The organism is Kitasatospora sp. NPDC093679 (genome assembly GCF_040683455.1).
Taxonomy (GTDB): Bacteria; Actinomycetota; Actinomycetes; order Streptomycetales; family Streptomycetaceae; genus Kitasatospora; species Kitasatospora arboriphila.
In genome coordinates this window covers 48,885-60,470 of sequence record NZ_JBFBDW010000051.1, presented here as the reverse complement: position 1 = coordinate 60,470, position 11,586 = coordinate 48,885, and the positions used below count along the sequence as shown (strand labels likewise).

Genomic DNA, 11,586 nt, shown 5'->3' with positions numbered 1-11,586 from the left:
GGCAACGAGATCGCGGACAAGCTGAACCTGTCGGCGGGGATCTACCACGAGCAGGAGCAGTACCTGTCCGGCACCATGAAGGACGTCGTCACGGCGGCGATGGGCAACCCGGACCTGACGCAGGAGCAGGTCGAGGGCCGCTCCTGGCGGCAGACCCTGGCCGACAACCCGGCGAGTCAGATCGCGGACGCGGACTACTCCGCGCAGTCCTTCCAACAGGCGGCGCAGCACTCCTACGGCACGTGGAAGGGCGTGGAGGCGGACTACCTGGAGTCCAATCCGATGCTGAACCAGCTCGGTGACGAGGGCGCCAACCGGCAGGAGGCCGCGAGGGCCAAGGCCGTCTCCGAGGGCATCGAGCAGCAGTGGGCCGCCCGCCGGGCCGGGGGCGGCCGCTGATGGCCGGGATCATCAGCGGTTTGAGGGAGGGCTTCGGCGAGGTCGTCGGTGCACATGCGCACGCCGCGGGCGCGGTGCTGGACTTCGTCGGCCTGGACGGTGCGGCGAAGGCCGTCGACGACTGGGGCGACGACGTCGCCGCCGACCTCGGCGCCGCGGTGGGGGAGAAGAACCTCGGCGAGAGCGAGGACCCGAAGGACCTCGTGCACGGCGACACCGAGGCGATCGCGCAGAGCGCCGCGCACCTGCGGAAGTTCGCCGCCGCGTTCGAGTCGACCGCGTCCGGGCTGTCGCGGATGGACTCCGAGCACTGGCAGGGCAGGGCCGCGGACGCGTTCCGCGCCAAGTTCGGGCAGCAGCCCGTCGCCTGGCGGGTCACGGCGGACGCGTGCGAGGCCGCGGCCGGCGCCCTGGAGTCCCTCGCCGGGACGATCCAGTGGGCGCAGGGCCAGGCCCGGCAGGCGATCGAGGAGTACCGGCGGGCGCAGCAGGCGAGCAAGGACGCCGCCGACGCGTACGACCGGCAGGTCGCGGACTACAACCACTCCGTCGACGCCTACAACCGGGCTGCCGCGGCCGGGCAGAGCCCCACCGCGCCGACGCAACCGGGCGCGTTCCGGGACCCGGGCGCGGACGGCCGTCGGCACGCCGCCGAACTGCTGCTGGCCGCGCGCAAGCAGCGGGTGAGCGCCGCCGACCAGGCGGAGCGGGCGATCCGTGCCGCGACCACGGCCGCGCCGAAGGAGCCCGGGTTCCTGGACCGGACGGCCATGGCGCTGGCCGACGCGCCGGCGGAGGCGGCCGTCGGGCTGCTGCACTTCGAGGGCGGCCTGGTGAAGGGCGCCGTGGACGTGGTGAAGTTCGGCCGCGGCCTGAACCCGATGGACCCGTACAACCTCACCCATCCCGCCGTGTATCTCGACCACGTCAACTCGACGGTCGCCGGGCTGGTGCGGACGGGCAACCATCCGATGGACCTGGTGACCGGGCTGGTCGGCTCGGGCTGGGGCAAGGACCCGGCCGAGGCGGGCGGCAAGCTGGTCTTCAACATCGTCTCCGGGATCGCCACCGGCGGCGGCAGCGAGGCCGGGGTCGTCGCCGAACGCGCCGCGATCGCCGCCGCGGAGAAGGCCGCAGCCAAGAGCGCGGCGCAGAACGCCGCCGTCCACACCGGGGAGAGCGCCGCCGAGCAGGCCGCGGCCCAGGCCGCGAAGAACACCGCCGCCCAGCAAAGCGGGCACCTTGCGGAGGATGCGGCCGTCGGCGCGGCGAAGCCGAACCCGGCCTCGGCCGGTCCACTCCCGGACAGCTGGAAGCTCAAGCCGGTCGAGCCCCAGCCTGCCCCGGTCCACGAACCGCCCGCCGCCACCGCCACGCACAGTCCCACCGGCGGCGCGCACGACCCCGCCCCCGCCGGCGGCCCGCACCCGGCCGACACAGGAACCGGCGGCACCCCGACCCACGAACCCCCCGCGCACGAACCCGCGGCGCCGCCCAGCCACGAGCCGGCTGGGCACGAACCAGCGGGCCATGAGCCCGGCGGACAGGATCCCGCTGCTCACAACCCTGGTGCGGACGATCCGGCTGGCCACGACCCGTCGCCCGGGCACGAACCGGCGAGCCACGAACCCGGCGGCGGGGCGGGAGCTGGCCAGGCCTCCGGCGGGTTCACCGGAAGTCCGCTCGACGCGTTCAACACCCACGTCCCGGACCCGGTGTTCGCCCCGTCCCCGGTCGACGAGCGGATGCTGGCCGCGCACGACGCGATGGCCGGTGACGCCCGCACCTTCGCGACCAACGACGAGGCCATGGCCTACGGCAAGGAGCACTGGAAGGACTACGCCGAGAACCTCCCGCAGTCCCAGAAGGACGCCATCTACGCCTACACGAAGGACTGGCCGTTCGAGGGCAACTTCCAGGACGTCAACCGCTACCTGCGGGACGGCGCCAACGGCGACCCGGCGATGGACGCGCGGGTCGCCGAGCTCGACACGGCGCTCACCGGCAGCTCGATGCCGGAGGACGTCGTGATCGCCCGCGGCACCGGCATGCGGCACTTCAAGGTGACCTCCCCTCAGGACCTGGTCGGCCGGACGTTCGACGAGGAGTCATACATGTCCACCTCGCTCGGGGACGCGGCCATGAGCGACAAGAACTGCATCCTGCACCTGAAGGTGCCCAAGGGGACGCCCGGCATGTACGTCGGCGACGTCTCCAACTTCGCCAGCTTGGAGCGCGAGGTTCTCCTGGCCCGCGGTGCCCGCTGGCGGGCCGACAAGGTCATCGAGGGGCCCGACGGCAAGGTCCACGTCTATGGTGAGGTGCTGTGAGCAGCAACGAACGACCCGAGTCCGACACCGACCGGCCGGCGGCCCGGGCCGGTGGCGGAGACCTGGCCCCGCCCACCCACGACGACCTGATGTTCAAGGTCGTGGACGACGGCCCGCCCCGGTACACGAACACCACCGACAAGCCAGTGGAGTACGTCGCGGTCGCGAGCGACACCAGCGGTGGCGTCATCGGCTACCTGTGGGCGAACGACACCGACGGCGCGGCCGGCTGGATGGGACGCGGTGCCGCCGGGCCGGAAGCCACCAACGGCGCCGAGCCGTGGATCCTGCTGATGTTCCGCTACAAGGCGCAGGGCCTGACCCCGACCGAGGCGCTCGCGCAAATGGCCGAGCACCCGGGCGGGCCGGTCGGCCGGGTCGTCGCCGGCTCTCGGCGCCGCGCCGAGAGCCTGGAGGAGCTGCGCGCGATCGCCAAGCCCCGCCGCTGGGACTGACCGCCCGTCACCCGGTAGCGCGGGCGAGATCGTCGACCGGCAGCGAGATGCCAGCGCCGCCGGCGGCGGTCAGCCGCAGGTCGCAACCCGCGGCCGCGGCAGCCAGCTCGCGGCCAGTCAGCACGGTGGTGCCCGGCCAGTGCCGCGGGGTGAGATCGGGAGCGGTGCAGGCGTCCACAGCCTCCCGCCCGCGCACGCCCGGCGAGGTGAACAGGGCGCCGGTGTCGGCGTCGGTGCACAGCAGCAACTCGGCGTCCAGCAGCACGGCCAGGAAGTCCTGGGCGCCGGCTTCGCCAGCCGCGAGCGCCTGCAGGGCCGCATCGACCGCGCCCGGGCCCTGTGCCGCAAAGGCGGGCGGCTGCAGGGCGAGCGCGCCGTCGGCAGCCACCACGACGACGGTGCCGCCGGGAGCGATGTGGACGGAGCGGACCGGCGAGCCGACCCGGACATCGGCCGCGGCCGGCCGCTCGCCGTCCAGCGGGCGCACCCGGACGAGCCCATCGCTCCACGCTGCGGCGAGCAGCAGCCCGTCGGCGCCCGCCCCGACGCCGACCGCGACTACCGGGACCTCCCGCTCCTCGACCGGCTCCGGCCCCGGTGCGGTGCCCAGCCGCCACACCTGCACCTGCCCGTCCAGGCCGCCGCTCACCAGCACCGGCCCGAGCCCGCCCTCCGGCAGCGCCGCGCCGAGGGCGGTCACCGGACCGTCGTGCAGCCGCTTCCGGGCCGCGCTGGCAATGCCGAGCCAGTGAACGGTGCCTGCGGTGTCGCCGACCGTGCCCGCGACCGGGCCGAGCACACTCGGCTCGGCGCCGCGCAGCGCATCCGGCGCCGGCAGGTGCGGGACGGTCGAGCCTGCCAGCAGCCGGGGGAGCCCGGCCCCGTCGAGGACGGCCACCGAACCGTCCTCGACTGCCGTGAACGACCGGATGTGCCCCGGCGCTGGAAGCGCAGGCACCTCGGCCAGGGACCCGTCGGCCAGCGACACCGCGCGCAGCCTCCCGGCCGCGTCCAGCAGCAGCACCCAGCCCGCGTAGGCGCCCTGGGTGAGCGCACCCGCGCCGAAGTCGGGCTCGCCCGCGTTCCGCCAGTGGGTCCAGCCGGTGCGCCAGGTGCGCGGCGCGGCGAGGGCGCCGGCGGCCGGGGCGTCCCGCAGCACGAGCTCGCGCAGCTGTTTGCCGGGCAGCCACCAGGTGGACTGGCCCCGCTCGCCCGCAGGCTCAGGGGGCAGCAGCGCGGTGAGCCGGTCCACCGCGGCGTCGCCGGCCATGGCCGCCCACTGTGCGCGGGTGACGGGCCGCTGGCACGCGGCCAGCGCCCGCAGCGCCGGACGCAGATCGGGCGCGACACCGGTCCACCAGGCGGCCTCCACGCCGAGCGCCGGGGCCGTGCCGGCCGGCACCCGCGCCGCCAGCAGGGCGCGCCGCGGCGACGGGTAGACATCCCGGGCCGTGAACGGGGAGATGTCGCCGGCGGCCGCGCGCAGGGCTTCGTACCAGCGCTCGAACCGCTCCCGGTCCGTCCACCGCGGATCGTCGAGGTCCAACACCGCAGCAGCGGGTCCGATCGAACCAGCCGCCCCGGCCGGTCCCGTGGCGATGTCGGCCACGACCCGCACACCCGGCAGCATCGACAGGCGGACCAGCAATGCGGCGACGCCTGCCGGATCCGCGGACCGGTTCACGTCCCACACCGCCAGCGTCCGCCCCTGCCCGGCCGCGGCGAGCTCGGCCTCCAACCCGTCGGCGCCGCTGGTCTGAAGCCCCAGACGGCGAGCCAGCGACCACCCGACCGCGGGCACGTCCAGGCACGCCACCGACAGCGCCGCATCGAGCCGCCGCCCCACCGGCGCTGCGGAAGCGCCGCATGCCGCAGCCAGCCACGACACGAGGAACGACGCGCCCGCGCCTTCGCTGCCGGTCACCCGGCACAGCCGCGGTGCCCGCGGATCGTCCAGCCAGCTCAGGACTGCCCGCCCGGCGGGCTGCCGTCCGGCCCGCAGCGGCGGCAGCGAAATATCGGCCGTCGTCCTCATCAGTCCCCCATCCGATCCCCGCGCACACGGGGCGCGCAGCCGATCCCACCAGGCCCTGCCCGGACCGGCAGTTGATCACGATAACGGCCCAGTCCGTCACGACCGGACCGCCGCGGGAGCCCAGGCGCGCCACCCGGCACCGGTCAGGACCGAAGAGAAGCCACCCGAAATGATCACTATCTGACGGGGCTGCAGAATCCGGCCCCCGGGCCGGTTGGCTGGGAAACAGATCGAGCCCGCCGCACCCGAGCGCAGCCCACCGGGCTGCCGGCGGCGGGCCGGGAGGGACCACCCCATGAGCGGCAGCACCACCACAGCCGCGGGCGGCGCCGATGCATGACCACGTCGGCGATCCGGCCGATCGCCTCCCCGAGCACCTCTTTCGACTGCCCCGCCCTGCACACGCCCCGCAGCCGAGCGCCTGCCCCGTGCCCGACCGGCTGCCCGGCGAGCTGCTCGCCCTGCTCACCGCCCGCTGCGAACAGTTCCTCCACTACGCCGAGCTCCACCTCGGCACCCACCAGCACGCCGTGCGGGTCCTCGACGAACTGCTCTACGAACTCGCGACGAGCTGGGACCTCGCCCTGACACAGCCCAGCGTCGAGACCTACATCTGGGCCGTGTTCAAGGAAATCCTCGACGACCACCTCGAGGCCCGCGGCGGCAGCAGCTGCTTCGTCGACACCGCCGCCTTCGCCCGGGTCCGACAGGACGCCCGCGACACCTTCGAACTCATGGAGCAGCGCATCGGCCTGTTCAGGGCGATCGCAGCCCTGCCCGAGCGGCAGTTCGACGCCGTCGTCCTCACCTACGTCGTCGGCTGCACCCCGCGCCACACCGCCTGGATGATGGGCATCGCCACCCCCACCGTCTACAGCCTCCACCGCGACGCCCGCCGCCGCCTCTCCCACGTCCTCGGCATGAACGCCGACGAAATCGCTGCCATCGGACCGGAGGACCAGTGACCGACCCCCACACGGACCAACTCGCAGACCCCGACCTCAGCCCGTGGCCGACCGTCGACATCGACCCCATGCAAATCCCCGCCGCACTACCGCCCGACCGCAGCCTGCTCGCCTCGGCCGAGATCACCCCGGGCCACCGCCAGGAGAATGCCTACGACTACCGCCAGGCCATCGACCGGCTCACCCTCCAGCCCCCGACGGCGCCCACCGCCCGGACCCGCCCGGGGCTGCGCCCCGCCCGAGCGGCTGCTGCGCTGGAAGAGCTGTGCCTACAGGTTGTCAATCACGACAGCGCCCCAGTCCACCTCGCCGGCCTGGTCAACCACCCGCTGATCGACCCGGCCGGGGCGCTCGTCCACGGCTGCCTGCTCCACCTCGCCGCCCTGCGCACCTGCCGGGAGGACGCGGACCGGGCCACGTTCGCCTTCCCGGACACCGGCCGCACCTGGTGGCAAATTGCCGCCGGCGCGGGCGTCCAGCAGGCCGCCTGGTGCATGCACCTGTGGTCCGCCGCCCGCGGCGACATCCAGGACGCCCACCTGTGGCGCGCCCAGGCCGGCGACCTCACCCCCGGCGGAGCCGCCCCGGAACAGGCCGCGCTCGCCCCTTACACCCGCACCCGCACCGCCGACCTCTGCCGCACCCTCCACAACGCCGTCCGCACCCAGCCCGAGACCCGCGACCGCGACCACGGTACCGTCAAGCGCCTGCGCCCCTACCTGCTCGCCGAGGCGCTGCGCCACCACCTCGACGAACCCCTGCACTGCCACCCCGCAGGCGGCGCCCCGAACCGCTGAGCCCGGGACCACACCCGAATCCATCACAAGGGCCGCGCCCGGTACATCGGTGCCGGCGCGGCCCCGTGGTTCATCAGGCGATGGAACGCCGCACTGCCCGATTCGCTGCCGTCTTCTACGGCAAGCGACACGTCCACTGGCCGCCGGGAGCGTCACCAAGCAGCGGCCAGGCTCGGTCTACGGCAGTGAGAGCGGCACGGATGCAGGCGCAGAGATCGGCACGCAGGCCATGGCGGCGCAAACCCATCGCCCCCGAAGACCGTTGGGCGCCGCCCCTCGGCGCGAGGCCACGGCGGTCAGCGCACGGCGCTGCCGACCACACAGACCGGTCTATGCGCAACTTCCCACCCCTCCGCGACGCTCCCGCCGGGAAAACCTGCCCGCAGCCGACCCGCCGACTGCCACCCTGACTGCGGATACAACGTGAGGGGAGACGGGCCAGCAGATGAGCACGGTGCAGCAGCCGACCTCGGCGAAGCAGCGGAAGGTGCAGTGGAAGACCGTTGACCGGGCGCTGGCCCGGTTCTCCACCGAATCGCTGCTGGTGCTGCTGAACACCGCCCTGGCATCACCGGGCTGCGCCCGCTTCCATGATCACTTGATGATGTTGTGGACCCGAGTCCTGCGCGGTACGGACCACGGCGGCGCCCAGGCCAGCGCCGAGGATCTGCCCGGCTTGGTGCTGGCCGCCGTCGAGGCCGCACCCGGCCGGCAAGGGGTCACCGAGCGGGAGCCGAACGACGTCCGGAGCCTGGTTAGGTTCGCCGTGGCGGGCGAGAGGCTGCTGGTCCACCCCGGCGAACTCGACCACCCGATGCGCTTCCTGCGCCAGGTGCGGTCCACCGCGTTGGTCACCGACGACCAGGTGAAGGCCGCGTTCGAGTTCACTCTGACCGACGTCCTGGAGCTCGTGCTGCGCTACAGCGACCACGTCGTTGCCCGCTTCGCGGGGGCATGGCCAGCGCTGTACACGGACCGGGAGCCGGACGCCATCGCCTGCGGGATCCATCCCGGTGAGCTTCAGCAGGCCCGAGATCTCGCCGATCTCGACCTCACCGCGCTGGCCGCCAGATGCGCGGATCCCACTCGCGCGCGGCGCGCCCTGGACTGGCTGACCCGCCCGGTCGGCGACCTCGCCCTGCGCTACCACCCGAGCGTGCCGCTCCTTGGCCCGGTGCTCGCGGTGCGCGCGCACGGCCGCCTCATCCCCGTACCGGCCTCCGCCGCGATGAGCACTCTCGCCACCGCCGTGCCACGGCTGCTCCAGGCCCTGCCCGCTAGCGCCGTCGAGCAGGCGGAGGAACGGCTGCAGGACCTGACGCTCCTCCAGGTCTGCGAAGCGCTGGGCCTTGACCCGGGCGAGGCGCCGGCCGGGGCCGGGCCGGTGTGCGTGATCTCCTCCCCGAGCCACCGCTACGACATCGCCGTGGTCAGTGCCCTTGCCGACGGCACGTTGGGCCGCCGAGTCGAGGACGGGCACGCCGCGCTTACCGAACAACCGGCCGGACGGGGCCGACTCGTTGTCTACGGCGGAGTGCGCGTACTCGGCCCCGAGCTGATCCGCGACACCCTCTACCTGCACATCGAGGAGCTCACCGAGATCATGGCCGACGCCGAGGGCGACGTTGCCGCCCTGGCCTTGTTCGTGCTGGAGATGAGCGAGCATCCGGGCGTCGACGCGATCTGGTACGCCCAGCCGATAGACGCCTGGGTCCGCTTCCACCGCGACGGCACCCTCCTCGTGCCCGGCCCGCCCCGCAACGAGGTCGCCGCCGTCCCGCCGCTGCGCTTCGACCCCTCCTGGCGCCGCGCCGCGACCTGGGCGCGCCTCGACGACGTCCTGGCCGCCGCCGGCCTGCCGCCATCACTGCGCTGGCGCTGCGCCCGCCTCGTCGACGACGCCGCTCCCGACACACCGGGAGAGCAAGCCGACCTCCTCCACCGGGACGCCGACGGCACCGCGTTGGCCCGGATTGCCACCGTGCCGCCCCTGGTGATCGTGACTACCCCCAACACCGAACCCGACGCCGCTGTGGACCTGGGCTCCCTGACCAGCCTCGCAGACGCGGTACGCATCACCATCACCGGCAACCAGACCATCACCGACCACCTCGCACTGCCCGACCGCACGCCCGTAGTCCTCCAACTCGCTGGAAGCACTTGCTCCCACGTGTCCCCGACCACGGACGGAGCCGAGGAACCCGACCACGGCGACGGCGAAGACGGGCTGCTGCTGCGGATAGCGCACGACCCGGCAACGGCGCGCATTCACCTCGACATCGACCCACCGCTTTTGGCCCGCTTCGCCGGCGACGGCCACGAAGGCCACCGCGTCCTCGGCCGCGTCCTGCATCACCTGGTCACCGAGCTGCGCCAAGCCCGCGACGCCGGCCCGGGCATCAGCCCGGAGGACTTCCATGCCGCGTGGGACGCCGCGTCCCCCGCCCTGCGCCTGGCAGGTGTCAGCGTCGGCTGGCCAGCCACCGCACCCCCGTACACGGTGCCGCGCTCGCAGCAGGTCCGCGTCCGGGCGCTGCGCACCGCGGCTGCGGCCGTTCGCCGCGCGCAGGTGCCGGCGGGCAGCTGGACCGGCGCGGACGCCTACCGCTCCGGAGGGCCCGGCGAGCTACTGCTCCACGCCCTGGAGAAGGAGCTCGTTCGTCAGATCCGCCTCTACCAGCCCGGCCTGGTGGAGGAGTTGGCCCGGCACCTGAACGCGGCCTGGGCCACCCGCACGCGCGGCCAGTGCGAACTCACGATCAACCTCGCGGCACCCTGGGCCGCGAACTGGACCGGCGAAGTCGGCCGCCGCCAGGCCGCCGCCGCCGCGTCCACCTCCGCCCTACAGCTCCTGCTCCAACAGGCCCTCGCCACCCCGCCCGCCGGCCACCAGCCGGTCGACGTCCTCGCCATCGCCGACCTGGTCGCCTTGGCCGAACTCGTCCTGCACTGCGGCACCACCGCGGTCGCAGCCAGCCGCCGCCTGACCGACCTCCACCTCGAGATCCACCCGAGCGGCGTCTTCACCCTCACCGACACCCCCGACCCTGACGGGGGCGACGATGATGAAGTCGCCGAGCTTGCGCACCTCGGCTTCAACGCCGAGGCCTACCAGCACGCCCGCCAGCAGCAGTTCATCCGCGCCGCCTCCCGAGCCGAGCCGGACCTCCTCGACCCCGACACCGCGTTCACCCCTGCCCGGCGGATCCCGGTCCCCTACACCGCCGTAGGCCTCCCGCCAGGCAGCCAGCTCGCCAAGGCCGACCAGCTCCTACGCCAGCACTGGGGCTGCGGCATTGCCGCCCTCAACGTCGTGATGCTCACCACCGCCGACTGGCCCACCCCACCCACCGGCATCGCCACCACCACCGCCCAGGACCTCGCCCACGAGGCCGCCACCTGGACGGGGCTACCGGAGGCGGACCTGGTTTGCGCTGTCGAGCGGCTCCTCCTCCACCCCGCAAACGCCGCCGGCCCGGGCGCCCATGCCTACACCGAGGTCGAACGCCGTACCCGACCCACCACCCACCCCCTCATCGCCGACGGCGACCGGATCCTCCTCCTGCCCTGGCTTGCCCACACCGCCAACGAGCTCTACGCCGGGTACCTCGCCGACGGCCGCCTGCCCCGCGCGGACCTGCCGCAACCCGTTGCCGAAGCCCTGCGCCGCTACCGCGGACAACTCGACAACCGGCTCGAAGTCGACCTCAAAGACGTCGCCGAGCAGGCCCGGCTCCCGCACCGATTCCGCCTGCTCGAAAAGGAAGCCGCCCAACTCGGCATCCCCGGCCTGGCCGGCGAAATCGACCTCCTCGTCGCCGACCCCGTCAACGGCCGGCTCTGGGTGATCGAGGCCAAGAACCCCGAAGGTGCCGTCGCACCAGGCGCAGTGCTCCGACACGTCCAACCCTTCACTCGGCACTACCGCACCAAGCTCCTGGCCAAGGCGGAAACGATCACCGCGCACGCCGCTGCGGCAGCCAGCGCCTGCCACGTGGACGGCGAACGGGACTGGCGGGTCTTGCCGCTCTTCGTCACCCGTACGATCGAACCCGCCGCATTCCTCGCGGACCCGCAGGTCCCCTTCACCACTGCCGAGCACCTGGCCAACGTCCTCACCAGTCCAACCGACCCGGCACCGGGATGGATCACCCCTGCTGATCCAGCGGAGGAGGGGCGGTCCTCGGCGGAGTGAACCGGCGCGGCGGCCGGCGAGGAGGCGAGGACGGCCCTGCTGAAGTTCCTCGGCTTCAGGGCGTCGGCCACGAGGTCGTGTGCTCGGTGCCGGCGGTCGAGCCGGGCGTCGAGTGCGGCTACGGCCCGGCGAGCGGCACCGTCGTCCCCGGCTCGTACTCGCCGAGCGCGGCCCGGACGACGACCCGGCCCTTCGGCCGCTGCGAGGCGGCAGGCGCTCGGCTGGCCGCGGCGACGAGGGTGCTCGTCGTGTTCATGCCCGGCCCGCCGCGGCAGCATCTCGGGCCGAGCAAGTCCAGGCGTCTCGGACAAGCGTCGCAGGGCCGCCGGCGATCGGACCTCTCCCCGGTACTGGCGATCGAGGCCGTGGCTGCCCGGCCACGGCGACCACTGCCCGGCCCTGCATGGCAG

General features: G+C 73.7%; 7 protein-coding genes and 1 pseudogene. 6 read left to right on the top strand and 2 right to left on the bottom strand.

Annotated features, from left to right (window positions below):
- The 3 genes and pseudogenes from AB0O09_RS30865 to AB0O09_RS30855 form a co-directional block, all read left to right on the top strand.
- Window positions 1-399, top strand: a pseudogene (locus AB0O09_RS30865) (hypothetical protein); the annotation flags it as partial.
- On the top strand, window positions 399-2,729 hold the full coding sequence (locus AB0O09_RS30860) for a putative T7SS-secreted protein (RefSeq protein WP_363547303.1): 2,331 nt from the start codon (window positions 399-401) through the stop codon (window positions 2,727-2,729). The pseudogene AB0O09_RS30865 and the gene AB0O09_RS30860, both read left to right, overlap by 1 nt.
- Window positions 2,726-3,184: a hypothetical protein gene (locus tag AB0O09_RS30855; protein ID WP_363547300.1), complete on the top strand. Its 459-nt coding sequence runs from the start codon at window positions 2,726-2,728 to the stop codon at window positions 3,182-3,184. The genes AB0O09_RS30860 and AB0O09_RS30855 overlap by 4 nt, the downstream gene beginning before the upstream one ends.
- A gap of 7 nt (window positions 3,185-3,191) precedes the next feature.
- On the opposite strand, the gene AB0O09_RS30850 is transcribed toward AB0O09_RS30855, so the two are convergent.
- Entirely contained in the window at window positions 3,192-5,219 is a 2,028-nt protein-coding gene (locus tag AB0O09_RS30850; RefSeq protein ID WP_363547297.1) for a hypothetical protein, read from the bottom strand.
- Between the two features lie 428 nt (window positions 5,220-5,647).
- Here AB0O09_RS30850 and AB0O09_RS30845 point away from each other — a divergent pair, with 428 nt between their 5' ends.
- The 3 genes from AB0O09_RS30845 to AB0O09_RS30835 all read left to right on the top strand — a co-directional run bounded on the left by AB0O09_RS30845 (window position 5,648) and on the right by AB0O09_RS30835 (window position 11,176).
- Window positions 5,648-6,184, top strand: coding sequence for a sigma-70 family RNA polymerase sigma factor (locus AB0O09_RS30845; RefSeq protein ID WP_363547294.1), 537 nt, complete (start codon window positions 5,648-5,650; stop codon window positions 6,182-6,184).
- Window positions 6,181-6,981 (top strand): hypothetical protein, encoded by an 801-nt coding sequence (locus tag AB0O09_RS30840; RefSeq protein WP_363547291.1) that lies wholly within the window; start codon window positions 6,181-6,183, stop codon window positions 6,979-6,981. The genes AB0O09_RS30845 and AB0O09_RS30840 overlap by 4 nt, the downstream gene beginning before the upstream one ends.
- A gap of 445 nt (window positions 6,982-7,426) precedes the next feature.
- The gene (locus tag AB0O09_RS30835; protein WP_363547288.1) at window positions 7,427-11,176 is read left to right on the top strand and encodes a hypothetical protein; all 3,750 of its coding nucleotides are present in this window, start codon (window positions 7,427-7,429) and stop codon (window positions 11,174-11,176) included.
- A 118-nt stretch (window positions 11,177-11,294) separates the two neighbouring features.
- Here AB0O09_RS30835 and AB0O09_RS30830 read toward each other — a convergent pair whose 3' ends face one another.
- Window positions 11,295-11,432 (bottom strand): hypothetical protein, encoded by a 138-nt coding sequence (locus AB0O09_RS30830; RefSeq protein ID WP_363547285.1) that lies wholly within the window; start codon window positions 11,430-11,432, stop codon window positions 11,295-11,297.
- Between the last annotated feature and the right edge of the window lie 154 nt (window positions 11,433-11,586).